This is a genomic window from Brenneria nigrifluens DSM 30175 = ATCC 13028 (genome assembly GCF_005484965.1).
In the GTDB taxonomy this organism is placed as follows: Bacteria; Pseudomonadota; Gammaproteobacteria; order Enterobacterales; family Enterobacteriaceae; genus Brenneria; species Brenneria nigrifluens.
This window is the reverse complement of sequence record NZ_CP034036.1, coordinates 1,010,146-1,036,901: the sequence shown is the minus strand read 5'-3', so window position 1 is coordinate 1,036,901 and position 26,756 is coordinate 1,010,146. Positions and strand designations below refer to the sequence as shown.

The following is a 26,756-nucleotide window of genomic DNA, read 5'->3' as shown; positions in this document are numbered from 1 at the left end:
TTTTGTCCAGTGACATCATTATCTCTTCTGTCTTGCAGTGTAGCGGATCGCCGAAACAGCGAGAAGCGCGTAATGTCACGATCGCCAGGATCGCTGGCGACAATCGGAAAACGCCGAGCGGTTCGCCGATTTGTGAGTCAAGTTGTAATTGTGATGTAAATGAATTGATAAAAACAGTCGAGTGCACTACAACAAATACAGACCAACAGGTCAGACCTCTTATCAGTCAGCGACGATTCCGCCGGGTTAAAAGCCAGACCGCCGAACGGGATACGTTGCTGAAGTCGACGACAACACGGGAGACACGCTATGGTTGCTGTCAGCATTCTGCTCCTACTGATTATTATCGGCGCCCTGTTCTATCACCGCCTGAATTTGCTGTTGGGCAGCGCCATCCTGCTGGCTTACTTCGCCGCCATGGCTGCCATATTGCTGTGGCCGGCGTGGCTGCTGATCCCGCTGGTGATATTACTGCTGCCGTTCAACCTGCCGCCGTTACGGCGCCGGCTCTTTTCGTCTTCCGCGCTCAACCTGATGCAGAAAGTCATGCCGCCGATGTCGAATACGGAAAAAGAAGCCATTGAGGCGGGCACCACCTGGTGGGAGGGCGATCTGTTCCGCGGCGCGCCGGATTGGAAAAAACTGCATAGCTATCCGCCGCCGCGGCTCACCGCCGAAGAACAGGCGTTTATCGAAGGGCCGGTGGAAGAAGCCTGCCGGATGGCGAACGACTTTGAAATTACCCATGAGCGCGCCGACCTGCCGCCGGAGCTGTGGGCGTTTTTAAAACAGCACCGCTTCTTCGCCATGATCATCAAAAAACAGTACGGCGGCCTGGAGTTTTCCGCCTATGCGCAGGCGCAGGTGCTGCAAAAGCTGGCCGGCGTCTCCAGCATTGTGGCGATTACCGTCGGCGTACCCAACTCGCTCGGCCCCGGCGAACTGCTGCAACACTACGGCACCGACGAGCAGAAAGATCACTACCTGCCCCGGCTGGCCCGCGGTCAGGAAATTCCCTGTTTTGCGCTGACCAGCCCGGAAGCCGGCTCCGACGCCGGCTCCATACCGGACAGCGGCGTGGTGTGCTATGGCGACTGGCGCGGCGAGCAGGTGCTGGGCATGCGCCTGACATGGAACAAGCGCTACATCACCCTGGCCCCGGTGGCCACGGTGCTCGGACTGGCTTTTAAACTGTATGACCCGGATCGCCTGCTGGGCGAAACGGAGGAGCTGGGCATTACCTGCGCCTTGATCCCCACCGACACCGCGGGCGTACAAATCGGCCGCCGCCATTTCCCGCTCAACATCCCGTTTCAGAACGGCCCCACCCAGGGGGAAAATATTTTCGTTCCGCTGGATTATATTATCGGCGGGCCGAAAATGGCCGGACAGGGCTGGCGGATGCTGATGGAATGCCTGTCGGTCGGGCGCGGCATCACGCTGCCGGCCAACTCCACCGGCGGGCTGAAAACCATCGCCCTGGGCGTCGGCGCCTATGCGCATATTCGCCGCCAGTTCAAAGTCTCCATCGGCAAGATGGAGGGAATTGAAGAACCGCTGGCGCGCATCGCCGGAAATACCTATGTTATGGATGCCGCCGCCACCTTGATTACCTGCGGGATTATGCAGGGGGAAAAACCGGCGGTGCTGTCCGCCATCGTCAAATATCACTGTACCCACCGCGGCCAGCGGGCGGTGATGGACGCCATGGATATTACCGGCGGCAAAGGCATCTGCCTCGGCCCTTCCAACTTCCTGGCCCGCAGCTATCAGGGCTCGCCGATCGCCATCACCGTGGAAGGGGCCAATATTCTGACCCGCAGCATGATCATTTTCGGCCAGGGCGCGATCCGCTGCCACCCGTACCTGCTGGACGAGATGGCGGCGACGCAGACTAAAGACGTTGCGCGCTTTGACCGCGCGCTGTTTGGTCATATCGGGCATATCGGCGGCAGCGCGGTGCGCGGTTTCTGGCTGGGTTTAACCGACGGCCGCCTAAGCCGCGCGCCGGTCAATGACGCGACCCGCCGTTATTATCAGCGCCTCAATCGCCTGAGCGCCAATATGGCTTTGCTGGCCGATGTTTCCCTGGCGGTATTGGGCGGTAGCCTGAAGCGGCGCGAACGTATTTCTGCCCGCCTGGGGGATATTCTCAGCCAGCTCTATCTGGCCTCCGCCACGCTGAAACGCTATGACGACGAAGGCCGCCAGAAGGCCGACCTGCCTTTGGTCCACTGGGGGGTTGAGGATTGCCTGCATCAGGCGGAGCAGGCGTTGGTCGATCTGCTGCGCAATTTCCCTAACCGCGCCGCGGCCGGTCTGCTGCGGTTTATCCTGCTGCCGCTGGGCCGCCGTTGCCACGCCCCGTCGGACCGCCTCGACCATCAGGTGGCAAAACTGCTGCAAACGCCGTCAGCTACCCGCAGCCGTCTGGGCCGCGGGCAATATCTGACCGCCAGCGAACACAATCCGGTCGGGCTGCTGGAAGAAGCGCTGCGGGATATTATCGCGGCGGAACCGATTTACCAGCGCCTGTCGCAAGCCAGCGGCAGACACCAGCCTTTTATGCGATTGGACGAGCTGGCCGAACAGGCGCTGGCGGATGGGAATATCACCGCTGACGAAGCGGAAATACTGATCAAGGCGGAAGCAAGTCGCCTGCGTTCAATCAACGTTGATGATTTCGCCGCGCATAAACTGGCGTCTCAGCCGCAAGAGACGGCCACACCAGCGCGGCGGGAAAAGACGCAGGCGGCGTAATGGCGCAACCAGGGCCGGACGTTCCGGCCCTTTATTTCCGCGAAACGCATTTGCGCGCCTCATCCCCTGCGTTAAACTGACGCTGTTTTCTTTAACACTGGTAATCCCCCATGGCATACATCCCGAAAAACTACGCGCGGCTGGAAAGCGGCTATCGCGAAAAGGCACTGAAACTCTTCCCGTGGGTATGCGGGCGCTGTTCGCGCGAATTCGTCTATTCCAACCTGCGCGAATTAACGGTTCACCATATCGATCACGACCACGGCAATAACCCGGAAGACGGCAGCAACTGGGAGATGCTGTGCCTGTATTGCCACGATCACGAGCACTCCAAATACACCGACGCCGACACCTACGGTTCTACCGTGGTCGCCGGCGAAGATGCGCAGAAAGACGTGGGCCTTGCCACACACAATCCTTTCGCCGATCTGAAGGCGTTGCTGGAGAAAGGAAAAAAGTAGCCGTCACCCGACAGGACGAAAGGAATGGGGCGATCGAACGCCCCCCATCTGCCGCGGCCCTATGCCGCGCTTTGGCGCACCCGGTCCAGCAGCTCATCCTCATTGGCGATTTGCGGCGCGGCGAGAATCAACTCCCGGCCGAGGCGCAGCGCCTGGCGCTGGGATTCCTCCCGCGCATCGTCGTCCTGAATGGTATCGAGGTCGGCGACGTGCGCCAGCCCAATGGTGCGGCGAATCAGTTCCGTGCCGCAATAGCCGACGGCATCCTGCCATACCTGCTGCAAAAAGATCTCGGCATAGCCGGATTCAGACAAAGAAGGCTCGCGGCCGCGCTCCTGATTCAGCGCCAAAAAGCGCGCGGAGAAGGTATCCCACAGCGTACGAATATCGGCAAGACGCCGCTCGCGCCCTTCCTCCGCCTCACGCGGCGCCAGCAGGCCGGGTAAACCGCAATAGTTAAGCAACAGGTTGCCGACGGCGGTTCCCACGTCGAAACCGATGGGGCCGTAAAAACCGAACTCGGCATCAATCGCCTTTAGGCTCCCCGCCGCCACAAAAATCGAACCGCTGTGAATGTCGCCGTGCAGCAGCGCTTCCGCCTTGCTCAAAAAACGGTGTTTCAATCCGGCGACGGCCAGCTTCAGCGCCCGATCGTCGCGCAGCGACCGCACGTCGTCCAACAACGCGGCGTCGAACTGGTTTCTTTCATGGTCGATATAGGGGTCGGTAAAGAACAAATCTTCGGTGATTTGGCACAGTTCGGGATTGGTGAAGCGGCTTACCGCCGCTTTTTTATCATGGGGGGACTGATAAAAATCCGACGTATGAAACAGCGTTTGCGCCAGATACTCGCCCAGCTGCGCGGCGGCCTGGGGATAGTGAATCCCCTGAATCAACTCGCTGCGCCAGATGCGATAGTCAGAAAGATCTTCCTGTACCATCACCGCCAGCTCCGCGTCATGGTGCAGCACCGTCACCGTATGCTGGGGGCAAAACTGCGCATGGGTCAGCAGCGTTTGCGCTTCAATACGCGCGCGATCCAGCGTCAGCGGCCAGGATTCGCCGACGCAGCGCACGTAGGGCAATGCCTGTTTGACAATCACCCGGCTGACTCCCTGGGTATCACGAACTTTAAACACCAGATTCAGATTACCGTCGCCGATTTCTTCTGCCGCGATCAGCGCCTGCGGATCGCTCACCCCGCCGTACTGACGGGCATATTCCACGGCATCCTGTGCCGTAAAGGTGCGGTAAAGTGACATTGCCAACCCCTTCTTTCTGCATTCGCTATCTTCAGCACCCGAACGGTCTATGGGTATAAAAACGTTTGGACGTCTATACATCCGTTCAACATATTGGCAGAATAAGAAAATTGACGCCATAACGCAACATGGATTTAACCACTCATGCAGTCACTTAACACAACCAGCCTGAAAATCGTTGACGACCAGCTGTGGATCCTCGACCAGCAGGCGCTGCCGCAGGAAAAAAGCTGGCGCCCCTGCCCTGACGTTACCGCGCTGGTTGAGCATATTCAGGCGCTGCGGGTGCGCGGCGCGCCGCTTATCGGCCTTTCCGCCAGCCTGCTGCTCGCCCTGCTGGCGGAACAAGGGCTGACCCGGTCGCAGTTGGCCGACGCGCTGGAAACGCTGCGCGCCGCGCGCCCCACCGCCGTCAATCTGATGAATAATCTGGATCGGATGAAACTGGCGCTGGCGCAGCCGCAGTTCGCCCCGGCGATGACGCGGGAAGCGCTAAGACTGGTGGAGGAAGACCGCGCCCTGTGCGAACAGATAGCCGATTACGGCGCCGCGCTGGTCAAGCCCGGCAGCCGCCTGTTGACCCACTGTAATACCGGCGGGCTGGCGACGGCCGGCATCGGCACCGCCATCGGCGTACTGCTGCGCGCGCATCAGGCGGGAAAAGTGGCGCAGGTGTGGGTGGATGAAACCCGCCCATTGCTGCAGGGCGGGCGCCTTACCGCCTGGGAGCTGGGCGAACTGGGCATTCCTTATCGGCTGATTTGCGACTCGATGGCCGCCGGCCTGATGGCGCAGGGCCAGGTCGATGCCGTATGGGTGGGCGCGGATCGCATCGCCGCCAACGGCGACGTCGCCAACAAGATCGGCACCTACAGTCTGGCCGTACTGGCGCGCTATCATCAGATCCCATTCTACGTCGCCGCGCCGCATACCACGCACGACCCCGACTGCCCGGACGGCAACGCCATCCCGATCGAACAACGCGCAGCGGAGGAGGTCACCGGCGTAGCCGGCAGTTTCGGCCGCTGCCAGTGGGCGCCGCACAACGCCCCGGTCTACAACCCGGCCTTCGACGTCACGCCGGCGGCGCTGATCAGCGGCTGGGTGCTGGATACCGGCGTGGTGACGCCGCAGGCGGTAACAGAGGGGCATTTCAGGCAACTATGAGATAATACACCGATCTATCGAGAGGAAACTGGTTTTGCCATCATCTGAAAAGTGTCTACGACTACTTATTGCTGGTGCCCACAACAATCACCAAGAGTACTGTCGCGAATGTTCTGTTTATACATAAAAAACTTCAAGATGTAGGTTTAACAACTTAAATATGTAGTTAATTCAGGTTGTTTGTGAACCTGCTATTTCGGGTTGCATTGAGTGAAAAAATTAAATGTTTCGTTCAGATTCAGGCTGAAAGACGGCTGATAAGGAACATCACATACTCAGGATAATAAACATAAATATTGTGTGATTTTAACAAGAAAGTGATAATGCAATTATCATATATACGAATAACAATAATGACATTTACGTCCTTTTGATTAGCTGCTATAAAGTAATAAAATATTAAAGTCAAGGATGAAAATATGTTCACTTCATTGAAATATTCACTGCTTCTTGCTTTTTTCATTTTTATATCTCCAACTTATGCACAGGTATGTGGCTGTGCTGCTGACTTATGTTGTAGCCAATATGGATATTGCGGTACAGGAGAAGACTATTGCGGAACGGGATGTCAATCAGGCCCCTGTGACGATGATATTGATCCCGTTGTTTGTCGTGCTGCATGCACCACAGTCGGCGCTGGATTTTGTGCAGCAGTAGCAGTGTCATGTACTACGGGTTCCGTGGTCACCGTTGGTACATTAGCCGTACCATGCTCGGCTATAATAATCACTAGTTGCGCTGCATCTGGCGGAGGTGCATCAGTTTGTAACGATCTAGTATGTAATTAATATACTTAAAATCATAAGGGGTTCCCCATGGATAAGATAAAATTTTTATATAAACTATCTATTTCAATTATTGTCTTATTGATAATTCCATTTTTTATATTTTACTTTATAAAACCATATGACCTAGGTTTTATAGAGAAATTCCTGACCTATTCTGCGGCAGTATTAATTCCGTTTCTATTACTAAAGTTGTTTTTAAAAAAAACCATAAGAAAAAATGAAACAATAACAATAATTGTTGCTATAATTATTTTTAGCTTATTTATTACAGTTTCTGATTTTTTTCATGAAGGTACTAAAAATTATTTTTATCTAGCTATTTTAGGTGTGTCAATAATATCTTTTGTTAGCGCTGTGATTTTATATAATCGTTCTAAAAAACAAGGATAGACAGCGATGACAGAAAGTAATCCATTATTTTTACGAAAAAAAAATCTTTATTTGTTTTTTTTCATTATTATTTCCATCACTGCTACTCTTGTTTTTTTATGGGACAAAAAAAAAGAAACCATATCTTACAACATAATCTCAATAAAAAAGGGAGATATAGAGGAAAGCATTTCTGCTTTAGCAAATATTGTCCCTTCTAATATTGTTAATGTTGGAACTCAGGTTACAGGTCAGATTAAAAAATTAAATATTAACGTAGGCGATAATGTTAAGAGAAATGATCTGATTGCTGAGATAGACGACACATCACAACAAAACGAATATATAGCGAGCCAAACAAGATTTGAAAGTCTAAAAGCACAATTAAATGCCAAAATTGCAACATCACTACTGGATGAGATAAACTTCCGTCGAGAAAAGGAAATATTCAGAAAAGGATTCTCCTCACAATTAGATTATGAAAAAGCGGATGTAACACAAAAAATCAGTAAGGCAGAAGTCAAATCTCTTGAGGCACAACTACAAGAGGCAAAAACACTGGTCGATACGGCAAGAATAAATTTGGGATATACACGTATCACATCCCCCATAGCCGGTACTGTGGTTGCATTGCTGGCGACAGAAGGCCAAACAGTCAATGCCAATCAAACTACCCCTAATCTAGTCAAAGTCGCTAATTTATCCACCATGTCTATCGTGGCAAAAATATCCGAAGCTGATATAAAAAAGGTAAAGGTAGGACAAAAAGCCATTTTCTCTACTTTAGGTTCCCCAAATGAAAAGTATATAACATCAATTAATACTATTGAACCAGCTCCAATAAACATAAGCCAGAATGATGATATTACTGAACCAACACAAGGTGGAATTTATTATAGAGCCACAATGAATATTGACAATATCAACAATCAATTTAATGCATTAATGACTGCACAGATAAAAATCATTATTTCCGAAGCTAAAAACACGCTAATAATCCCATCGACGTTATTAAGAGTAAAGAATAGTGATGGTAGCTATACTATTAATATTATAGATTCACAAGGTACCCCTGCGCTACGAAGAATAAAAATCGGCATTAATAATAGGATCATGGCGCAGGTCCTTGAAGGAATGACACCTGACGAGAAAATTATTGTCAACATACCTTAGTATAGTATGAGGAATAAAATTTGCTAATCTTACATAATGTATCAAAAAAATATGGTGGTCATAATGAAGATATATTTGTTTTAAAAAACATTAACATGACGATCACTCGAGGTGAGTTTGTTGCTATTTTAGGTCCTTCAGGTTCAGGTAAGTCAACATTACTCAACATTATTGGATGTTTAGATAAGCCCTCGACGGGGGATTATGAGATAGACGGCATAAAAACAAATAACCTCTCTTCAACATCGTTATCCTTATTGAGATTAAAACACTTTGGTTTTATCTTTCAAAAATATAATCTTATCCCCTACTTTAATGCTATCAACAATACCGCTTTACCAGCATTTTATGCTAAAATAAAACCGCAGACAAAAACATTCAGAGCACTACGACTACTTACTTTATTAGGTATGAAGCATCATCTTTATCATACTCCGGCACAGCTCTCCGGTGGACAACAACAGCGGGTGAGTATTGCCCGAGCACTAATGAATGGAGGAAGCGTGATACTGGCCGATGAGCCTACGGGTGCGTTGGATCAGAAGAATGGAGAAGAAGTATTAAAGCTACTGAAAAAAATGAATGACAAAGGCCATACAATCATTATTGTCACGCATAGCAGGCAAGTTTCACACTATGCTAATCGTATTGTCGAAATTACTGATGGTCAACTCGTCAATGATAACGCAGTAAAAAATATTAGAAAGCAATACAGCAATAGAAAATATACTAAAACATCAAAAAAAGAATTAAAACAACACAAAACACCATTTAATTATTATTTTGAAGTATTAAAAACCTCCTTCAAGATAATGAATTCGCACAAGCTGAGAACGTTGATTTCTATGCTGGGTATCATCATAGGCATTGCATCCGTTGTATTAGTCATAGCTATCAACGAAGGGGGAAGGCAGAAAATAATTAAAGATATTTCTTCATTTGGTACGAATACGATTGATATTTTTCCTGGATCCCTTATCAATAAAAAAATGATACCGGCCAAGCTGGGAGCTATACATATAGAGATGTTATCCGCTCAAGACTATGTGTATCAATTATCCCCCTCAATCGATATAAGCTCGAAAATAAAATACCAAGATAAGATGGTCGATACGGTTATCAATGGTGTTAATGAATATTATAAAGACATTATTGGATTAAAAGTCATTGATGGCCAATTTATCAATTCGGAATCTATTCACCGTCAATCACAGGAAATTGTTATAAGTGATAAAATACATCAACATTTTTTCCCTGATGGTTCCTCACCAATCGGAGAGGAAATTATTGTTGGAAACGTACCCTGTCACATTATAGGCGTTGTCAAGCAAGCAGAAAATAGTACCTCGCTTACATCATGGATGCCTTATACATCGGTAGCAACGCGCATGGCGGGATTACCTTATTTCACAAGTATTAAGGTAAAGGTAAATGATGATATGTCAATGGCGCTTGCTGAGAAAAATATATTCTCACTAATGATGAATTATCACATGACTGATAATTTTCAGTTACTTAATATTGACAAATTTAAACAACTGGCTGAAAAAGTAAATATAACCGTTAGCAATCAGATTTTACGCGTAGCTATTATATCATTAATCGTAGGTAGCATCGGCATCATGAATATTATGCTCGTTTCAGTATCAGAGAGACGTAAGGAAATTGGTATACGCATGGCTGTCGGTGCAAAAAAAACAGATATATTGCAGCAGTTTATTATTGAATCCATATTAATTTGTTTTCTCGGTGGTATTATTGGCGTAATAAGCGCAATCGCCATAGGAGTAGGTATGAGAAACTGGATGAGTACGGCAGTTGTTTTTGATTATTTTTCATTTGGCATCTCCATTGCCTGCTCTCTTATTATTGGTGTTTTATCTGGGCTATTTCCTGCCTATCGTGCCGCAACACTTAATCCCATAGAGTCATTAACAATAGAACAGTAATATCTAGCAAGAATCAATAAACGTTAAGAAGGATAAACAATGAAAAGTAAATTCATGATAACCACGATATTTCTACTTACTTTGCTTTGTGGGCAATCTTTTGCTAGTAACGAGGATAAAGTTAAGGAGCTAGTCACTACACGAATGGGAAATAGTACCATTATAGACTCAGTTCGAAAAACTGACTATCTAGATCTGTATGAAGTAAAAATTGGGAAAAATATTATTTATACCGATCATGATGTTAATTATTATATCACTGGTCATATTATTAATGCAAAAACACTCTTTGATTACACGAATGAAAAGCTGATAGAAGCCAATAAAGCTGAAGTTAATAATCTCCCATTGGAATTAGCAGTAAAAATCACAAAAGGTGATGGTTCAAGAAAACTATTTATTTTTGAAGATCCTAACTGTGGATACTGCAAGTTATTGAGAGAAAAAATAAAAAATATTGACAATCTAACAACATATACATTCTTATATAACATACTCAATGAGAGTTCATGGAAACTCTCAAGAGATATTTTATGCGCAAAGAATCCTGGCATCGCTTTTGAGGAGTGGATGATAAATAAAAAACAACCAGCAACAGCCTCGGAAAACTGTAAAGACCCCAATAAAATCGTTTATGAACTTGGAAAAAGAATGAATATAACTGGGACACCCACTATTTTCTTTCTCGACGGAACGAGTCAACAAGGAGTCATGGAGGCTGATGCATTTGAAAAAAAATGGGCAAATATTAAATAAGTAATACAACAACGCTTTTGAAAAAAATGGCCGTAACCTGTAAAATTCTGAAATAGAAATGAACATTCTGGTTTGAGAATCGTGACAGTTTATGGCTCTAACGACAGCTAAAATATTCGTGAACATCAGCAATAAATTAATGAAATATAGATAAAGTGCTAGATCGACAGCGATTAAACCGCTGTGGATTGGCGCTTTCAGAATTCCAAGAATGGAGAGCGAGGTCATGGGACTCGCCTCCGTTCTTATATATCACTCTTTATGCCGCTTATTCCGCCAGCTTCGGATACGCATCGGCAATCTTGTCGCCGGTGAAATGCGCGATCCAGCCTTCCGGGTTGTCGAACAGGCGGATGGCGGTGAAATGCGGCTCCGGCCCCATATCAAACCAGTGCGCGGTGCCGGCGGGAACGGAGAGCAGATCGTTTTTCTCGCACAGGATCTGGAAAATCTTTCCTTGCAGATGCAGGCAGAACAAGCCGGCGCCCTCAACGAAGAAACGCACCTCATCCTCGTTATGCGTATGCTCGGAGAGAAACTTGGCGCGCAGCTCCGCGCGCTGCGGATTGTCCGCGCGAATGCTGATGACGTCGACCGACTGGTAGCCTTTTTCCGCCACCAGCCGGTCGATGTCGTGCTTATAAGCCGCCAGCACCTCCTCGGAGGAGGGATTGGCGCTTAACGGCTGCGTCGCCTGCCAGCGTTCAAACCGCACGTCGATATCGTCCAACTGCTGACGGATGGCCTGCGCGTCCTGGCTTTGCCAAATCGGTTGGCTGGCGTCGCTATCGCTAAAGATGGTCAGTGCGCTCATTGGGAATACTCCTCTAAATCGATCTGGTCAAAACGTGCCACCTGGCGGTGACGGCTCAAATCATCAGCATCACCGCGGATCAGCTGACAGGTGTGCCACCCGGCCTGCTGCGCGGCATCCAGCTCCTGGCGGATATCCGACAGGAACAACAGTTCTCCGGCGGGCAAACCGATGGATTGGGCGATGGCGCGGTAGGACGCCGCTTCTCGCTTGGCGCCGACGCGGGTATCAAAATAGTCGCTGAACAGCGGGCGCAGATCGCCCGCCTCGCTGTAGCCAAACAGCAGTTGCTGCGCCTCCACCGATCCCGATGAATAGACATACAGCCGGATGCCCCGGCGCTGCCAGTCAGCCAGCTGCTGCGCCACCTCTGGGTAAATATGACCGCGAAAATCGCCGTTGTGATAACCGCTGCGCCAGATAATGCCCTGCAACAGTTTGAGCGCCGTTGATTTGCGGTCCTGGTCCATAAAGCGGTGCAACGCCGAAATCAACGCGTCGTCGTCCGCCTCCGGCGCGTCCAGCTCCTGGCGCAGCAGCGTCAACGCATGCGCAATCTCCTCATCGTCGCCCTGCCGGCGCACCGTTGCCGCCAGCCGCTCGCGGGCATAGGGAAACAGCCGGTCGTGGACAAAACGGATATCGCTGGTGGTGCCTTCAATGTCCGTCACTATCGCCTTAATCACGCGGTTGTGGCTCATTTGGCCTCCAGCAGCAGACGCTGTAGTTCGCACTGAAACAAGAACTCCAGCCCTTCAAGATGGCGTCGCGCCTCTTGCACGCCGTCGCCCCAGCAATAAAGGCCGTGGCCGCGCACCAGAAAGCCGTAGCGTAGCGGCGTTTGCTCCGCGTGGGCCGCCACTTTCCGCGCCAGCGCCGCAATATCCTGATCGTTATCGAAGATGGGGATCGCCACGGCATCCAGATGGCTTTTCTGTCCCGCCAGCGACTTCTGCATTTCATAGCCGTGCAGCACCAGCTCCGCGCCGGCGATCGCCCTGGAGAGCACGGTCGCATTGACCGAGTGGGTATGCAGCACCGCCCCCGTCTGCGGGTAAGTGCGGTACAGCAGGGTATGCAGCCCGGTTTCCGCGGAAGGCGTGCGCCCGCTGGGCACATGGTTGGTGGCGATGTCCACCAGCAGGAAATCCTCCGCCTGTAAGCTGCCTTTATCCTTGCCCGATTCGGTAATCAGGCACTGCCGCTCATCCAGGCGTACCGACATATTGCCGCCGGTCGCCGGACACCAGCCCTTCTGCCCTATCCAGTGACAGGCGGCAAGCAGCGCCGCACGTTGCAGGTTTTCTGTCATTGATACTTCCCGTTTTATAGGTACTTAGTACCTTTAGTTATGAGTTAGCATTTAAAGGAATTTAGCCGTTTATACGTCCAAGCGGCTTGATTGCCAAATACTAACATCGTGATATATTGGCAGACAATACAGGCTTGCAGGAGTCCTTACCAGTCATGAGCGCCGCCCTTATTCCCGAAAGTAAACTGCCCTCCCTCGGCACCACCATTTTTACCCAGATGAGCATGCTGGCTTTGCAGTATAAGGCCATCAATCTATCGCAGGGCTTCCCGGACTTCGATGGTCCCGACTATTTGCAGCAGCGCCTGGCGTACCACGTCGGTCAGGGCGCCAATCAGTATGCGCCGATGACCGGCGTCGCCCCGCTGCGCGCCGTCATCGCCGAGAAAACCGCCGAGCTTTACGGCTGGCGGCCGGACGCCGATAGCGAAGTCACCGTCACCGCCGGCGCCACCGAAGCGCTGTTTGCCGCCATCACCGCCCTGGTTCGCCCCGGCGATGAAGTCGTCTGTTTCGATCCCAGCTACGACAGCTACGCCCCGGCGGTGGAGCTGGCCGGCGGCGTACTGAAACGCCTGGCGTTGCAGCCCCCGGCCTTTCACGTCGACTGGGCCGAGTTCTCCACGCTGGTCAGCGAACGCACCCGCCTGGTGATCCTCAACACGCCGCACAACCCTTCCGGCACCGTATGGCGGCGGGAGGATTTTCAGCAGCTGTGGCAGGCCATCGCCGCGCACGAAATCTACGTGCTGAGCGACGAAGTGTATGAGCATATCTGCTTCGCCGCAGAGGGACACGCCGGCGTGCTGGCCCATCCGTCGCTGCGTCAGCGGGCCATCGCCGTTTCCTCATTCGGCAAAACCTTTCATATGACCGGCTGGAAAGTCGGTTACTGTGTGGCCCCCGCCGCGCTGAGCGCCGAAGTACGCAAAATCCATCAGTATCTGACCTTCTCCGTCAATACGCCGGCCCAGTTCGCCATTGCGGATATGCTGCGCGAGCACCCCGAACACTGGCGCACCCTGCCCGACTTTTACCGCGCCCGCCGCGATCGTTTCGTCAATGCGCTGGCGCAGAGCCGGTTTGAGCTGTTGCCCTGCGAAGGCACCTACTTCCTGCTGGCGGATTACCGCGCCATTTCCGATCGGGATGACGTCAGCTTCTGCCGCTGGCTGACCGAAGACATAGGCGTGGCGGCGATCCCGCTGTCGGTATTCTGCGCCGAGCCGTTCCGGCACACGCTGATTCGGCTATGCTTTGCGAAACAGGAACCCACTCTGGATGCGGCGGCGGAGCGCTTATGTCGACTTTAAAAATCACCCTATTGCAACAACCCCTCACCTGGCAGGACGCCGAGGCCAACCTGAAGCACTTTGATACGCTGCTGGCGGAGATTACCGGTCGCGATGTGATCGTGCTGCCGGAGATGTTTACCAGCGGTTTTTCGATGGAGGCGGCGAAGAGCGGCGTGGAGCTGTCGGTGGTGGAAAAGTGGCTGCATCAGTGGGCGCAACGCAATAACGCGCTGGTCGGCGGCAGCATTGCGGTACGGACGCCCAAGGGCGCGGTAAACCGCTTCCTGCTGGTTTCGCCCCACGGCGACGTTTACCATTATGACAAACGCCACCTGTTTCGTATGGCCGATGAGCACCATCACTACCAGGCGGGCGCGGAGCGGACCATTATCGAGTGGCGCGGCTGGCGGATTTGCCCGCTGATTTGTTATGACCTGCGCTTCCCGGTGTGGTCGCGCAACCGGCAGGATTACGATCTGCTGCTGTATGTGGCCAACTGGCCGGCGCCGCGCGCGGCGCACTGGCAGACATTACTGGCGGCGCGGGCGATAGAGAATCAGGCGTACGTTGCCGGCTGTAACCGCGTGGGCACCGACGGCAACGGCCACAGCTATCGCGGCGACAGCCTGATCGTCAACGCGCAGGGGGAAATTCTGACTTCCGCGCCGCCGAATCAAGCCGCCCGGCTGGATGCGGAGCTGTCGCTGGAGACCCTGCAAAGCTACCGCGAAGCTTTCCCGGCATGGCGCGACGCCGACCGCTTTTCGCTGTAAAACGCCGGCGGCAAGGCGGCGAGAAAATCATGATGACCGTCTTAAAATACGCGCCGCTTGACGGGGAAGGGGGATTTTTCGTCGATGACGGCGGCGAGCGATACGTGAAAAGGCGGCCGCCCCCCGCCTTTTCACCGGCACTCCCTCCGCCGCGGCTACGTTATCATCCGGCAATACCGGCGGCGGGCACCTCATCCCGATAGCCGAGTATCACCGCCTCCAGCGCTCTCAGCGCCTGCGCCACGTCCGCCGTGCTTACCGACTCGTCGGGATGATGGCTGATGCCCCCCCGGCAGCGAACGAACAGCATGGCGACCGGCCAGCGTTCGGCAATGGCTATCGCGTCATGCCCCGCGCCGCTCGGCAACAGCGGCGCGCGCCCCTGAACCTGCGTTACCGCCCGGCTCAACCGCTGCTGCAAAGCCGCATCGCAGCGGGTGGCCGCAATTCGGTAATACTCTTCGGCGCCAAACCGGCAGCCGCGCGCGTCGCCAATCTCATCTCCCAGCGCCAGCAGCTTGTGCAGCAATGCATCCAGCGCCGTATCGTCCGGACCGCGGATATCCAGCGTCAAGCGCACCTCGCCGGGAATAACGTTGGCGGCCCCCGGCAAACACTGCAGGGTGCCGAAGGTGGCGACCAGATAGGGGTCGCTCTCCCGCGTCAGGCGCTCCGCCCGCACCATCCAGTGCGCCGCCGCCGCCAGCGCATCCTGACGCTGCGTCATCGGCACCGTGCCGGCGTGTCCCGCCACGCCGTGAAAGGCGCAGTTCAGCCGCCGCGCCCCGTTGATGGCCGTGACCACCCCCAGCGCCAGATCCTGCTGTTCCAGGCAGGGGCCCTGCTCGATATGCAGCTCAAGGTAGGCCGTAATATCGCCGGCCGGACGCGCCGCCCGGGCAATCGCCTGCGGATCCAGCCCGGCGTTTCGCAACGCCTGCTCCACCGTGATGCCCTGCGCGTCCTGACGGCTCAGCCACTCCGCCGGCCAGGTGCCGGTCAGCCCGCGGCTGCCCAGCAGGGTAATGCCGAAGCGGGTGCCCTCTTCATCGCCGAACCCGACGATCTCCAGGGCGACCGGCAGGCGAATGGCCCGCCGGTGCAGAGCGCGTACCGTCTCAATCGCCGTCAATACGCCCAGCATACCGTCATAGCGTCCGGCATTGCGCACCGTATCCAGATGCGAACCCAATAACAACGCCGGCGCGCCCGGCCGCCGGCCTTCATAGCGCCCGCAGATATTGCCGACGCTGTCCTGCCAGACCCGCATCCCGGCTTCACGCATCCATTCGCCCACCAGCGCATTGGCACGCAGGTGTTGCGGCGACAGGTATACCCGGGTGAGCTGCCCGGCGGTTTCACTGATTTCCGCCAGCGCGTCGCAGCGGGCCATCACCTGCCCGGCGGCGGCGAGCGCGGCGGACGCCGACATCGGGGCATAACTCATGAAGATTCCTCATCGGCGGCGTAGCAATCCCACGCGGCCTGCAACGCCGCCCCCTGCGTCGAGCGGAACCCCAGCCGATTCAGCACCGCTTCCAGCGCGCTCAGCGTCTGCATCACGCAGTCTTTGCGGGCGTTATAGCCCATGGTGCCGATGCGCCAGATCTTTCCCTGCAGCGGCCCGAATGAAGTGCCGATCTCAATGGCGAAATCCTCCAGCAGCATTTTACGCACCTGCTCGCCGTGGATCCCCTGCGGGATCACCACCCCCAGCACGTTGTTCATCCGGTGGTCGAGATCGCCGAAAGTGCCGAGCCCCATCGCCTGAATACCGGCCACCAGCGCCGCCCCTTGTAACGCATGGCGGGCGATACAGCGATCCAGCCCCTCTTCCAGAATGATCCGCGCGCATTCGCGGGCCGCGAACAGCATGCTTGTGGCTTCCGTGTGATGGTTGAGACGCTCCGGCCCCCAGTAGTCCATCACCATGCCGAGATCAAAATAGTTGGAGTAGATCATTTCGTCCTCGCCGTCCCGATGGGCGTCGGTACGGATCCCCTGCTCGACGCATTTGCGCCGGCGGATCGTCTCCTCCATCTGCAGGCTCAGGGTGACGGGAGAACTGCCGGACGGTCCGCCCAGGCATTTTTGCAGCCCGGCGGAAACCGCATCCAATCCCCAGCGATCGGTTTCCAGCGCGTTGCCGCCGAAAGAAGCGGTGGCATCGGTATAAAACAGCACGCCGTGACGGCGGCAAATATCGCCCAGTTCTTCCAGCGGTTGCAGCATGGTGGTCGAGGTATCGCCCTGCACCGTCAGCAGCAACCGGGGACGCACGGTTTTGATGGCGTCTTCGATGCGATCCGGGGTGAACACCTCACCCCACGGCGCCTCGATGGTATGCACTTCGGCGCGGCAACGGCGGGCGATTTCGCACAGCAGATGGCCAAAGCGGCCGAACACCGGCACCAGCACTTTGTCGCCGGGGCGAATGGCCGACAGCAGAATCGCCTCTATCCCGGCCCGCGACGTGCCGTCCACCAGCATCGTCCAGCGATTTTCGCTACGAAACAGCCGGCGGTACAGTTCCATCACCTGATTCATATAGTCGGTCATCGCCGGGTCGTACTGACCGACAAGTTGACTGGCCATCGCCCGCAGCACCCGCGGATCGGCATTGATTGGTCCCGGCCCCATCAGCAGGCGATGGGGAGGATTGATCTGCGCAAACAGCTCGTTATTCATTATGGTTTGCTCCAAACTTTTGTTTCATCGAACTACTTTTTTCATCGGGCATAAGGTATTACGCTTCCGCCAGCCCGCGCACCGAGGCGATAAACTGCTTCAGCTCCGCGGTCTGCGGGTTGGCGAACAGCGTTTTGCTGTCGCCCTGCTCCCACACCTTGCCCTGATGCATAAACACCACCCGATCGCCCACTTCCCGGGCAAAGTTCATCTCATGCGTCACCAGAATCAGCGTCATGCCTTCGGCGGCAAGCTGTTCCAGCACTTTCAGCACTTCGCCCACCAGTTCCGGATCCAGCGCCGAGGTAATTTCATCGCACAGCAACACTTTCGGGTTCATCGCCAGCGCCCGCGCAATGGCCACGCGCTGCTGCTGACCGCCCGACAGGCTGGCGGGGTAATAGTCGATGCGCTCCCCCAGCCCCACCTTGTTCAGCACCTGTTCCCCCAGCGCGCGGCATTCGGCGGCGCTTTTTCCCAGCACCCGGCGCGGCGCCAGCATCACGTTCTCCAGCGCGGTCATATGGGGAAACAGGTTAAAATTCTGGAACACCATCCCCACGGAACGGCTGATTTCGCGCGCCTGCGAGTCGCGGTCGGTCACCGTCATGCCGCCCAGCTTAATGCTCCCTTCCTGATACCCTTCCAGGCCGTTGATACAGCGTAGCAGGGTGCTTTTGCCGGAACCGCTGCGCCCGATAATCGAAATGACTTCGCCCATTTCAATATCCAGATCCACGCCTTTCAGCACATGGTTGCGGCCGTAATATTTCTGCACCTGATTAATGGTGATGAGCGGCATTGAATTTCTTCTCCAGATAACGGCTGTAATAGGAAAGCGGATAGCACATCAGGAAATAGCCCAGCGCCACCAGGCCGAAGACCTTGAACGGCTGATAGGTGACGTTGTTCAGCATGGTTCCCGCCTTGGTCAGTTCGACAAAACCGATAATCGACGCCAGCGCCGTGCCCTTGATCACCTGCACGGAAAAGCCTACCGTCGGCGCGATGGCGATACGCATCGCCTGCGGCGCAATCACCCGGTAGAGCGTTTGCCCGAAGTTCAGCCCCAGGCAGCGCGACGCCTCCCACTGCCCTTTGGGCAACGCCTCGACGCTGCCGCACCAGATATCCACCAGAAACGCGCTGGTAAATAGCGTCAGCGCCAGCGCCGCCGCCGTCCAGGGGCTGACGTCGATGCCGAACAGCGCCAGACCGAAAAAGGCGAGGAATAGCTGCATCAGCAGCGGCGTGCCCTGAAACAGCTCGGAATAGAGACGGATAGCGCGCGTCGGCCATTTGCGTTTGGTCAGCCGCAACAGCATCAACGGCAGCGTCACCACCGCGCCGCCGATAAACGCCGTCAGCGACAGCAGCAAAGTCCAGCGCGCCGCCAGCAGCAGGTTGCGGACGATGTCCCAGTCGGTAAAGGTCATCATGACGGCTGACTCCCCAGAAAGCGCCGGCCCGCCAGCAGCAACAGTTGACGCATCAGGACCGACAGCGCCAGATAGCACAGCGTGGTCGCCAGATACACCTCGAAACTCAGAAAAGTACGCGACTGGATCAGGTTGGCGGCAAAGGTCAGCTCCTCATAGGAAACCTGCGATACCACCGACGATCCCAGCATCACGATAATGCACTGGCTGACCAGCGCCGGGTAAATCCGCTGTAGCGACGGCGGCAGAATCACCCGGAAAAACGTCTGCCAGCGCGACAAGCCCAGTACTCTCGCCGCTTCCCACTGACCTTTCGGCGTCACCTGAATGCCCGCGCGGATAATTTCCGTGCTATAGGCGCCCAGATTGATCAGCATCGCCAGCAGCGCCGCCTGCCCGGCGGTGAGTTTCCACCCCAGACTGGGCAGGCCGAAGACGATAAAAAACAGCTGCACCACAAAGGGCGTATTACGGATCGCTTCCACATAGAGGCCCCACAGCCGTCCCGGCAGCGAGGGTTTTCCGCTGCGCAAGGCGGCGCCGCAGATACCGATGGCGATGCCGCCGATGGTTGCCAGCGCCGTCAGCTCAATGGTGACCCATAAGCCCGCCAACAGCTCAGGCCAGAACGGTAACAGGGCGGTAAAATCAAGCTGATAGGTCATCGCCGGTCCCCGTTATGCCTTGATGCTGTCAGGCAGCGGCGCTTTCAGCCATTTTTCCGACAGGGCGTTAAGGGTGTTGTCTTGCAACGCCTTGTCGATTAACGCGTCCACTTTGGCTTTTAACGCCGGCTCATTTTTTTTCAGACCGATGTAGCACGGCGAATCTTTCAGCATAAATTTCGCCACTGGCGCTTTGGTCGGATTCTGCGCGGCGATGGCCGCCACCACCAGGTTGCCGGTGGCGATGTATTCCACCTGGCCGGAGAGATAAGCGGACAGCGTGGTGTTGTTATCTTCGTAACGTTTAATCCGCGCCTCTTTCGGCGCAATCTCCGTCAGCACCATATCTTCCACCGCCCCGCGCGTTACCCCGACGCTCTTGTCCTGCAGCCCCTCCGGCGCGCTGACCTCGCCGGCCTGCGGGCCAAACACGCCGAGGAAGAACGGCGCGTAGGCGCGGCTGAAGTCGATCACTTTTTCGCGCTCGGCGTTTTTACCCAGGCTGGAAATCACCAGATCCACTTTATTGGTTTGCAGATAGGGTACGCGGTTGGCGCTGGTGACCGGCACCAGCTGCAACTTCAGTTTCATCTCCTGCGCCAGATAGCGCGCAATATCGATGTCATAACCCTGCGGCTGTAAATCCGTCCCCACCGATCCAAACGGCGGGAAATCCTGCGGCACCGCCACGCGCAGCACGCCGCGCTTCTCGATATCCTGTAGCTGGTCGGCCATCACGCCGCCGGCCTGTGTCAGTAACAGCGCGGCGCCGGCTATCGCCAGCAAACATTTTTTAATGCCCAGCTTTTTGATCAACATCGTATCTGCCCCCGATTAAATTATTTTGAAACGAAAGATTCCTTAAAAGCAAATATTGAAACTATCGTTGCAAGCCCAAGCAAGGAGCATGCCAGCATTGGTGAACGGCGGGAGATGAAGTAAACCGCTGCCATTCAGGCCCGCCCGACGGGCAAAAACGCAACGAGGTTGAACCAAATTGGTGCACCAGCACCATTTTCGCGCCCCACTATCGCTGTTCCAATTCGTCCAGTTCGCTATAAAGAGCGGCAATATGATGAATGCGCTGGCGGCCGTCGCGCAGCATTTCATGCAGCAAAGCGTTGCTGAGCAGATTGACCAGGCTCATGGCGGAGGCGTAGCTGTCAAAGGCGGAAACGCTGTCCAGGGGCGCGCACAGCGACCAGGTCGCCAATGACGGCAAGGCGTGCGCCTGCGGTTCGCACAACAACAGTACCGGGATCCGCCTGGCGTGCAGCTCCGCCAGTAACGGTTGGATAATCCGGGAGCGGCGGCGGAAGGCCACCACTACCACCACATCCTGCTCATTCACATCCACCAGTTCCTCCGACAGCGTTTGCCCCGGCTGAACCAGCAGCATCACCTGCTGGCGGATCTGTACCAGTTGCTGGCGCAGATGCAGCGCCACCGGATAGCTGTTGCGCAGGCCGACGATGCACAGGCGCCGCGCCTGCATCATGGCGGCGATAACCGCCCCGAAACACGCCGGATCGATCTGATTGATCCACTGGGTCAGATTCGCCATTTCCTGCTTGTAATGGCGCGCCAGCAGGGTATTGCCCTGCACCGCGTCACGGTGATCCGTCAGCGGCATCCCGCTCTGGCGCAGCGTGCGCAACTCCTCGCGCATGGCGCGATAGCTGGCGTAGCCGAGGCGCTTGAACAAGCGGCTGACCGTGGCCTTGGATACGCCGCTAAGCCGCGCCAGCTCGGCGCTGTTATAGCCGATCAGATCATCGATATGATCGAAGATAAAATCCGCAACTCGCTGTTCCTGTGGGGAAAGTTCGCTGTAGCGATGCCTTAACCGTTCATCAATCTGCTTCATGACGCTATTCACCTATCGGCTGTAACTTTCGTTTCAGTTTATTTCATCGCAACATAACACAAGCCGACGATGATTAAACAGCCGACAAAACTGGAACGGCGTTTGCTTAACACCAGGGTAAGTTGACTTCCCCAACCGCCGGACAAAAAAAAGGAACCACGGCATGATGCAAAGCAATAGCGCGCCACTGGGCATGGCGGTGACGCCACATCATTTGGCCAGCGCCAGCGCACAGACCATTTTGCGCGAAGGGGGCAATGCCATTGAAGCGATGGTGGCGGCGGCGGCCACCATCGCGGTGGTTTATCCCCATATGAACGGACTCGGCGGCGACGGATTCTGGTTAATCCTGCCGCCTCAGGGCGAGCCGATCGCCATCGACGCCAGCGGCGCGGCGGGCAGTCTTGCCAGCCGCGACTTTTATCAGGGAGAAACCCGCATCCCGCATCGCGGCCCCAAGGCCGCGCTCACCGTCGCCGGCACGGTGGGCGGCTGGCAGGAAGCGCTGAAATTCTCTCAGGAGCTGGGGGACACGGCGCTGCCCGTCGCCCGTTTACTCTCCGACGCCATCCGCTATGCGGCCGACGGCATTCCCGTCACGCAGTCGCAGGAGGATGCGCTGACCCAGCACTATCACGAACTGGCCGCCCTGCGGGAGTTCAGCCGGGTTTTTATGCCGCAGGGCGCCATTCCCCGCGCCGGCAGCCGCTTCACCCAGCCCGATCTGGCCGATACGTTGACGCTGCTGACGCTGGAGGGACTGGACGGCTTTTACCGCGGTTCGCTGGCGGAGCGTTTCGCGCAGCAAATGACGCTGGCCGGCATGCCGCTGACTATTGATGATTTGGCGAACTACCGCGCCAGACGCACTACGCCGCTGCGCCTGCAGCACAGCAAAGGCGATATTTATAACCTCGCGCCGCCGACGCAGGGGCTGGTTTCACTAGCCATCCTCGGCCTGACCGACCACCTCGCCATGGCGGATTTAAGCGACAGCCAGACCGTGCACCGCATTGTCGAAGCCACCAAGCTGGCTTTCGGCCTGCGCGACCGGTTTATCACCGACCCCAGAATGATGACCCAGGACGTTCAGGCGCTGCTGGCGCCCGACAAGCTCGGCATTATGGCGCACCGGATCGATACCCGCCGCGCCGCGCCGTGGAACGCAGGCAAAGACCCCGGCGATACGGTCTGGATGGGGGTATGCGACAGCAGCGGGCTTTGCGTCTCTTTTATTCAGAGCATCTACCACGAATTCGGCAGCGGCGTGGTACTGCCGGGAACCGGGGTGCTATGGCAGAATCGCGGCGCCGCTTTCAGCCTTGACCCCGACCATCTGCTGGCGCTGGAACCCGGCAAACAGCCGTTCCATACCTTAAATCCGGCGGCGGCAAGGCTGTCTGACGGCCGCACCATGGTCTATGGATCGATGGGCGGCGACGGCCAACCCCAGACGCAGGCCGCGCTTTTTATCCGCCATGTGCTTCAGGGATTACCGCTGCAGCAGGCGATCACCGCACCGCGCTGGCTGCTGGGCCGCACCTGGGGTCAATCATCCGATACCCTGAAGCTTGAAGATCGCTTTAAGCCCGCCACCGTCGACGCGCTGCGGGCATTGGGTCATGACGTCGAGTTGTTAAGCGGTTTTAGCGAAACCGTCGGCCATGCGGGCGCCATCGTCCGCCATACCAACGGCATGCTGGAAGGGGCGTTCGATCCCCGCAGCAACGGCAGCGCCGCGGGCTTTTAATTTTGTTAAACGCAGTTCTTCTCAGGAGCCGTTCCGATGAAACTTGATGACATTAACCATCCCAGCGTACTGGCCGAGGTGAGCGCCGCCTTTTACCGCTATGAAAAAGCCTTGACGACTAACGATATCGAGATACTGGATGAACTGTTCTGGTCCCACGGCCACACCATTCGCTATGGGGCAAGTGAAAACCTTTACGGCATCGATGAAATCCGTGCGTTCCGTCTTGCGCGTCCGTCCGCCGGACTGGAGCGAAAACTGCAAAATACGGTGATCACCACTTACGGCGACGACATGGCGGTGGCCAGTACGGAATTCCGCCGCGAGGGCAGCGCTAAAATCGGCCGCCAGATGCAAACCTGGGTGAAACTGCCTGAGGGGTGGCGCATCGTCGCCGCGCACGTCAGCCTGATGAGCGAGTAGGCCAATGACGGGAGATATTCCCCCCTCCACGCCGTAATGGGTAAAAAATCCCCCTGCGCGGCGGGGGAATAATGTTAACTGAATCACACTAGCGCGGCGGGCAATATTCTCCAGCATTGTCCCTGCGTCATATATCAAATTACGCAAGAAAATCACCACATCTATTTTTGCAATAATTATCGCAATAGCGACGATCCCCCTAAATTATATTGGGCGCAAATCGTCCCGTCCCCGCTGCCCGACCGGCACATTATATCGCCCCGTAGTTTATTGATAAAACAAACAATAATCGGCAATTGACGGCCGAAGAAAAATGCTTATTTCATACGGATAAGCACCGCAAAAACAGGTCACATAACCAATTGTTTTAAATGATATAGGTGGGAAATTCGTCAATATTAAAATCCATCCCCTTATCCAATTATATGAAAATGATAGTATTAAAATCGCACTATTTATTATGTAAGGGTTACGACAGATTCAGAGCATGGGGGGTTGTCTCAGAATTTCATTATGGTAGGGTATAGGGCGTTTAATCATTACCAGGACAGCGCTATAGAATTATAAATGACCATAGGAAAACAATAATTTCATGGCAATTAAACTTGAAGTAAAGCATCTTTATAAGATATTTGGCGAGCATCCTAACCGGGCATTTAAACTGATTGATAAGGGTTTAAGCAAGGACCAGATTTTTGAAAAAACGGGTCTGACGCTCGGTGTGAAAGATGCCAATCTGGCCATTGAAGAAGGCGAGATATTTGTCATCATGGGATTATCCGGTTCCGGCAAATCAACCATGGTACGCCTTCTCAATCGTCTGATAGAACCGACCCGCGGTCAGGTTCTGATTGATGGCGAAGATATCGCCCAAATATCCGACTCGGCGCTGCGCGACGTGCGGCGTAAGAAAATCAGTATGGTGTTTCAGTCGTTTGCGCTGATGCCGCATCTGAATATCCTCAACAACACCGCATTCGGTATGGAGTTGGCGGGGATCGCGAAAGAAGAACGCGAGCAGAAAGCGCTGAACGCCCTGCAACAGGTCGGCCTGGAAGCTTACGCCACCTCCTACCCGGATGAACTGTCCGGCGGGATGCGGCAGCGCGTCGGGCTGGCGCGGGCGTTGGCCAACGACCCCGACATCCTGCTGATGGACGAAGCCTTCTCCGCGCTCGACCCGCTGATCCGCGCCGAAATGCAGGACGAGCTGATCAAGCTGCAATCGCGCAACCAGCGTACCATCGTCTTTATCTCGCACGATTTGGATGAAGCCATGCGTATCGGCGATCGCATCGCCATTATGCACGGCGGCGAAGTCATTCAGGTCGGCACCCCGGACGAAATTCTCAACAACCCGGCCAATGACTATGTGCGCACCTTCTTCCGCGGCGTGGACATCAGCCACGTATTCAGCGCCAAGGATATCGCCCGCCGCCGTCCGGTGACGCTTATCCGCAAAACGCCCGGCGTCGGACCGCGCTCGGCGCTGAAAATCCTACAGGACGAAGATCGCGATTACGGCTACGTGCTGGAACGCGGCCAGAAATACATCGGCGTCGTCTCTATCGATTCACTGAAACAGGCCCTGAAGGAGCAACAGCCTCTGGAACACGCGCTGTTATCCGATCCGGCTCCCGTGCCCGCAGATATGTCGCTCAACGAACTGATCTCCCAGGTGGCGCAAGCACCATGCGCCGTCCCTGTGGTCGGTGAAAACAATGAGTACATCGGTATCATTTCCAAGGGAATGCTGCTACAGGCGCTGGATAAGGAGGGAGCGACCAATGAGTAAATCAACGCCCGATTCATGGGAAAACAGTAACGCGCCGCAGCCAGGCGCCGATCAGGCCGCTAACCAGCAGGAAAACGCGGCGCAGAACGATCCCTGGGCGGCAACCACCCAGCAGGATACGCCAGCGGCGGAGAACGCCCCGGCCCCCGACGCCGGCGGGCAAAGCGATCCCTGGTCCACGTCTCAGGATGCCCCCGCCAACGGCGCGGATGCCTGGAACAACGCGCCCTCCGATGCGGCCCCGTCCGGCAGCGACTGGCTGAGCAGCGCCCCGCCGACCGAGCCTGAACATTTCAGCCTGCTCGATCCGTTCAAAGATACGCTGATTCCGCTGGACCACTGGGTAACCAACGGCATCGACTGGGTGGTGGTGAATTTCCGACCGCTGTTTCAGGGCATTCGCGTCCCAGTCGATTTCATTCTCAGCGGCTTTCAACAGTTTCTGCTCGGGATGCCCGCGCCGATCGCCATTCTGGTGTTCTCGCTTATCGCCTGGCAGATGTCCAGTCTCGGCATGGGCGTCGCCACGCTGATTTCACTGATTGCCATCGGCGCCATCGGCGCATGGTCGCAGGCGATGGTCACCCTGGCGCTGGTGCTGACCGCCCTGTTCTTCTGCGTGCTGATCGGGCTGCCGATGGGGATCTGGCTGGCGCGCAGCGAGCGAGCGGCCAAAGTCATCCGGCCATTGCTGGATGCGATGCAGACCACCCCGGCCTTTGTCTATCTGGTGCCGATCGTCATGCTGTTCGGGATCGGTAATGTGCCGGGGGTGGTGGTCACCATCATCTTTGCCCTGCCGCCGATTATTCGCCTGACCATTCTGGGCATCCGTCAGGTGCCGGAAGATCTGATCGAGGCCGCCGAATCCTTCGGCGCCAGCCCCCGGCAGATGCTGTTTAAAGTTCAGTTGCCGCTGGCGATGCCGACCATTATGGCCGGCGTGAACCAGACGTTGATGCTGGCGCTGTCGATGGTGGTTATCGCTTCAATGATCGCCGTGGGCGGTTTAGGCCAAATGGTGCTGCGCGGCATCGGGCGCCTGGATATGGGCCTGGCGGCCGTCGGCGGCGTGGGTATCGTTATTCTGGCCATTATCCTTGACCGTCTGACCCAATCGTTGGGTCGCGACAGACGCAGCAAAGGCAATAAGAGCTGGTATACCACCGGCCCCATCGGCCTGGTGGCCCGCCCTTTCATCAAAAAATAACCGCCATGCGTCCGTTGCCCGGCCCTGACCGGGCAACGGA

General features: G+C 55.3%; 25 protein-coding genes. 14 read left to right on the top strand and 11 right to left on the bottom strand.

The window, feature by feature from the left end; all coding sequences use genetic code 11:
- The first annotated feature begins 309 nt into the window (after positions 1-309).
- The gene (gene fadE, locus EH206_RS04710; protein ID WP_009111670.1) at positions 310-2,760 is read left to right on the top strand and encodes an acyl-CoA dehydrogenase FadE; all 2,451 of its coding nucleotides are present in this window, start codon (positions 310-312) and stop codon (positions 2,758-2,760) included.
- Positions 2,761-2,870: 110 nt separating this feature from the next.
- Positions 2,871-3,221 carry an HNH nuclease YajD gene (yajD, locus tag EH206_RS04705; protein WP_009111669.1) on the top strand — a complete coding sequence of 117 codons (351 nt, stop codon included), beginning with the start codon at positions 2,871-2,873 and terminating at the stop codon, positions 3,219-3,221.
- A 59-nt stretch (positions 3,222-3,280) separates the two neighbouring features.
- On the opposite strand, the gene mtnK is transcribed toward yajD, so the two are convergent.
- Positions 3,281-4,483 carry an S-methyl-5-thioribose kinase gene (mtnK, locus tag EH206_RS04700; protein WP_009111668.1) on the bottom strand — a complete coding sequence of 401 codons (1,203 nt, stop codon included), beginning with the start codon at positions 4,481-4,483 and terminating at the stop codon, positions 3,281-3,283.
- Positions 4,484-4,627: 144 nt separating this feature from the next.
- Here mtnK and mtnA point away from each other — a divergent pair, with 144 nt between their 5' ends.
- From mtnA to EH206_RS04670, 6 genes are all read left to right on the top strand, one after another.
- The gene (mtnA, locus tag EH206_RS04695; protein WP_009111667.1) at positions 4,628-5,650 is read left to right on the top strand and encodes an S-methyl-5-thioribose-1-phosphate isomerase; all 1,023 of its coding nucleotides are present in this window, start codon (positions 4,628-4,630) and stop codon (positions 5,648-5,650) included.
- A gap of 498 nt (positions 5,651-6,148) precedes the next feature.
- Positions 6,149-6,307, top strand: coding sequence for a hypothetical protein (locus EH206_RS23000; protein WP_168709112.1), 159 nt, complete (start codon positions 6,149-6,151; stop codon positions 6,305-6,307).
- Positions 6,308-6,465: 158 nt separating this feature from the next.
- Complete coding sequence (locus EH206_RS04685) at positions 6,466-6,828, top strand: hypothetical protein (protein ID WP_040342893.1); 363 nt, start codon at positions 6,466-6,468, stop codon at positions 6,826-6,828.
- A gap of 6 nt (positions 6,829-6,834) precedes the next feature.
- The gene (locus EH206_RS04680; RefSeq protein WP_009111664.1) at positions 6,835-7,980 is read left to right on the top strand and encodes an efflux RND transporter periplasmic adaptor subunit; all 1,146 of its coding nucleotides are present in this window, start codon (positions 6,835-6,837) and stop codon (positions 7,978-7,980) included.
- Positions 7,981-8,000: 20 nt separating this feature from the next.
- Positions 8,001-9,929 (top strand): MacB family efflux pump subunit, encoded by a 1,929-nt coding sequence (locus tag EH206_RS04675; protein ID WP_009111663.1) that lies wholly within the window; start codon positions 8,001-8,003, stop codon positions 9,927-9,929.
- Positions 9,930-9,968: 39 nt separating this feature from the next.
- Positions 9,969-10,685: a DsbC family protein gene (locus EH206_RS04670; RefSeq protein WP_009111662.1), complete on the top strand. Its 717-nt coding sequence runs from the start codon at positions 9,969-9,971 to the stop codon at positions 10,683-10,685.
- A gap of 268 nt (positions 10,686-10,953) precedes the next feature.
- Here the strand turns inward: EH206_RS04670 and EH206_RS04665 are convergent, their stop codons facing one another.
- The 3 genes from EH206_RS04665 to EH206_RS04655 are packed head-to-tail and all read right to left on the bottom strand — an operon-like array spanning position 10,954 to position 12,811.
- A complete protein-coding gene (locus EH206_RS04665; RefSeq protein ID WP_009111661.1) occupies positions 10,954-11,499 on the bottom strand; it encodes a 1,2-dihydroxy-3-keto-5-methylthiopentene dioxygenase in 546 nt (181 codons plus the stop codon).
- On the bottom strand, positions 11,496-12,185 hold the full coding sequence (gene mtnC, locus EH206_RS04660; protein ID WP_040343671.1) for an acireductone synthase: 690 nt from the start codon (positions 12,183-12,185) through the stop codon (positions 11,496-11,498). The genes EH206_RS04665 and mtnC overlap by 4 nt, the downstream gene beginning before the upstream one ends.
- 11 nt (positions 12,186-12,196) lie before the next feature.
- Positions 12,197-12,811, bottom strand: coding sequence for a methylthioribulose 1-phosphate dehydratase (locus EH206_RS04655; protein ID WP_009111659.1), 615 nt, complete (start codon positions 12,809-12,811; stop codon positions 12,197-12,199).
- Positions 12,812-12,966: 155 nt separating this feature from the next.
- On the opposite strand from EH206_RS04655, the gene EH206_RS04650 reads away from it, so the two are divergent.
- Both EH206_RS04650 and EH206_RS04645 read left to right on the top strand, forming a co-directional pair.
- Positions 12,967-14,124, top strand: a complete 1,158-nt coding sequence (locus tag EH206_RS04650; protein ID WP_009111658.1) for a pyridoxal phosphate-dependent aminotransferase — start codon at positions 12,967-12,969, stop codon at positions 14,122-14,124.
- Entirely contained in the window at positions 14,112-14,879 is a 768-nt protein-coding gene (locus EH206_RS04645; RefSeq protein ID WP_009111657.1) for an amidohydrolase, read from the top strand. The genes EH206_RS04650 and EH206_RS04645 overlap by 13 nt, the downstream gene beginning before the upstream one ends.
- Positions 14,880-15,042: 163 nt before the next feature.
- Here EH206_RS04645 and hpxK read toward each other — a convergent pair whose 3' ends face one another.
- From hpxK to EH206_RS04610, 7 genes are all read right to left on the bottom strand, one after another.
- The gene (hpxK, locus tag EH206_RS04640; RefSeq protein WP_009111656.1) at positions 15,043-16,326 is read right to left on the bottom strand and encodes an allantoate amidohydrolase; all 1,284 of its coding nucleotides are present in this window, start codon (positions 16,324-16,326) and stop codon (positions 15,043-15,045) included.
- On the bottom strand, positions 16,323-17,567 hold the full coding sequence (locus EH206_RS04635) for a pyridoxal-phosphate-dependent aminotransferase family protein (protein WP_009111655.1): 1,245 nt from the start codon (positions 17,565-17,567) through the stop codon (positions 16,323-16,325). Before EH206_RS04635 ends, hpxK begins: the two co-directional genes overlap by 4 nt.
- Before the next feature lie 58 nt (positions 17,568-17,625).
- Positions 17,626-18,369, bottom strand: a complete 744-nt coding sequence (locus EH206_RS04630) for an amino acid ABC transporter ATP-binding protein (protein ID WP_009111654.1) — start codon at positions 18,367-18,369, stop codon at positions 17,626-17,628.
- Positions 18,350-19,003 (bottom strand): amino acid ABC transporter permease, encoded by a 654-nt coding sequence (locus EH206_RS04625; RefSeq protein WP_136163959.1) that lies wholly within the window; start codon positions 19,001-19,003, stop codon positions 18,350-18,352. The genes EH206_RS04630 and EH206_RS04625 overlap by 20 nt, the downstream gene beginning before the upstream one ends.
- Positions 19,003-19,671 (bottom strand): amino acid ABC transporter permease, encoded by a 669-nt coding sequence (locus EH206_RS04620; protein ID WP_009111652.1) that lies wholly within the window; start codon positions 19,669-19,671, stop codon positions 19,003-19,005. The genes EH206_RS04625 and EH206_RS04620 overlap by 1 nt, the downstream gene beginning before the upstream one ends.
- A gap of 12 nt (positions 19,672-19,683) precedes the next feature.
- The gene (locus EH206_RS04615) at positions 19,684-20,469 is read right to left on the bottom strand and encodes a transporter substrate-binding domain-containing protein (RefSeq protein WP_040343670.1); all 786 of its coding nucleotides are present in this window, start codon (positions 20,467-20,469) and stop codon (positions 19,684-19,686) included.
- 229 nt (positions 20,470-20,698) lie between these two features.
- Positions 20,699-21,538 carry a MurR/RpiR family transcriptional regulator gene (locus EH206_RS04610; protein ID WP_009111650.1) on the bottom strand — a complete coding sequence of 280 codons (840 nt, stop codon included), beginning with the start codon at positions 21,536-21,538 and terminating at the stop codon, positions 20,699-20,701.
- A 163-nt stretch (positions 21,539-21,701) separates the two neighbouring features.
- Here EH206_RS04610 and EH206_RS04605 point away from each other — a divergent pair, with 163 nt between their 5' ends.
- From EH206_RS04605 to proW, 4 genes are all read left to right on the top strand, one after another.
- A complete protein-coding gene (locus tag EH206_RS04605) occupies positions 21,702-23,288 on the top strand; it encodes a gamma-glutamyltransferase family protein (protein WP_009111649.1) in 1,587 nt (528 codons plus the stop codon).
- A gap of 36 nt (positions 23,289-23,324) precedes the next feature.
- Positions 23,325-23,711 carry an oxalurate catabolism protein HpxZ gene (hpxZ, locus tag EH206_RS04600; protein WP_009111648.1) on the top strand — a complete coding sequence of 129 codons (387 nt, stop codon included), beginning with the start codon at positions 23,325-23,327 and terminating at the stop codon, positions 23,709-23,711.
- Positions 23,712-24,303: 592 nt separating this feature from the next.
- Positions 24,304-25,506, top strand: coding sequence for a glycine betaine/L-proline ABC transporter ATP-binding protein ProV (gene proV, locus EH206_RS04595; protein WP_009111647.1), 1,203 nt, complete (start codon positions 24,304-24,306; stop codon positions 25,504-25,506).
- Entirely contained in the window at positions 25,499-26,716 is a 1,218-nt protein-coding gene (proW, locus tag EH206_RS04590) for a glycine betaine/L-proline ABC transporter permease ProW (protein ID WP_009111646.1), read from the top strand. Before proV ends, proW begins: the two co-directional genes overlap by 8 nt.
- The last annotated feature ends 40 nt before the right edge of the window (positions 26,717-26,756 follow it).

Coding starts and splice junctions, on each gene's coding strand:
- fadE (WP_009111670.1), top strand. CDS start 310: ATGGTTGCTGTCAGCATTCTGCTCCTACTGATTATTATCGGCGCCCTG.
- yajD (WP_009111669.1), top strand. CDS start 2,871: ATGGCATACATCCCGAAAAACTACGCGCGGCTGGAAAGCGGCTATCGC.
- mtnK (WP_009111668.1), bottom strand. CDS start 4,483: ATGTCACTTTACCGCACCTTTACGGCACAGGATGCCGTGGAATATGCC.
- mtnA (WP_009111667.1), top strand. CDS start 4,628: ATGCAGTCACTTAACACAACCAGCCTGAAAATCGTTGACGACCAGCTG.
- EH206_RS04685 (WP_040342893.1), top strand. CDS start 6,466: ATGGATAAGATAAAATTTTTATATAAACTATCTATTTCAATTATTGTC.
- EH206_RS04680 (WP_009111664.1), top strand. CDS start 6,835: ATGACAGAAAGTAATCCATTATTTTTACGAAAAAAAAATCTTTATTTG.
- EH206_RS04670 (WP_009111662.1), top strand. CDS start 9,969: ATGAAAAGTAAATTCATGATAACCACGATATTTCTACTTACTTTGCTT.
- EH206_RS04665 (WP_009111661.1), bottom strand. CDS start 11,499: ATGAGCGCACTGACCATCTTTAGCGATAGCGACGCCAGCCAACCGATT.
- EH206_RS04655 (WP_009111659.1), bottom strand. CDS start 12,811: ATGACAGAAAACCTGCAACGTGCGGCGCTGCTTGCCGCCTGTCACTGG.
- EH206_RS04650 (WP_009111658.1), top strand. CDS start 12,967: ATGAGCGCCGCCCTTATTCCCGAAAGTAAACTGCCCTCCCTCGGCACC.
- EH206_RS04645 (WP_009111657.1), top strand. CDS start 14,112: ATGTCGACTTTAAAAATCACCCTATTGCAACAACCCCTCACCTGGCAG.
- hpxK (WP_009111656.1), bottom strand. CDS start 16,326: ATGAGTTATGCCCCGATGTCGGCGTCCGCCGCGCTCGCCGCCGCCGGG.
- EH206_RS04635 (WP_009111655.1), bottom strand. CDS start 17,567: ATGAATAACGAGCTGTTTGCGCAGATCAATCCTCCCCATCGCCTGCTG.
- EH206_RS04630 (WP_009111654.1), bottom strand. CDS start 18,369: ATGCCGCTCATCACCATTAATCAGGTGCAGAAATATTACGGCCGCAAC.
- EH206_RS04625 (WP_136163959.1), bottom strand. CDS start 19,003: ATGACCTTTACCGACTGGGACATCGTCCGCAACCTGCTGCTGGCGGCG.
- EH206_RS04620 (WP_009111652.1), bottom strand. CDS start 19,671: ATGACCTATCAGCTTGATTTTACCGCCCTGTTACCGTTCTGGCCTGAG.
- EH206_RS04610 (WP_009111650.1), bottom strand. CDS start 21,538: ATGAAGCAGATTGATGAACGGTTAAGGCATCGCTACAGCGAACTTTCC.
- EH206_RS04605 (WP_009111649.1), top strand. CDS start 21,702: ATGATGCAAAGCAATAGCGCGCCACTGGGCATGGCGGTGACGCCACAT.
- hpxZ (WP_009111648.1), top strand. CDS start 23,325: ATGAAACTTGATGACATTAACCATCCCAGCGTACTGGCCGAGGTGAGC.
- proV (WP_009111647.1), top strand. CDS start 24,304: ATGGCAATTAAACTTGAAGTAAAGCATCTTTATAAGATATTTGGCGAG.
- proW (WP_009111646.1), top strand. CDS start 25,499: ATGAGTAAATCAACGCCCGATTCATGGGAAAACAGTAACGCGCCGCAG.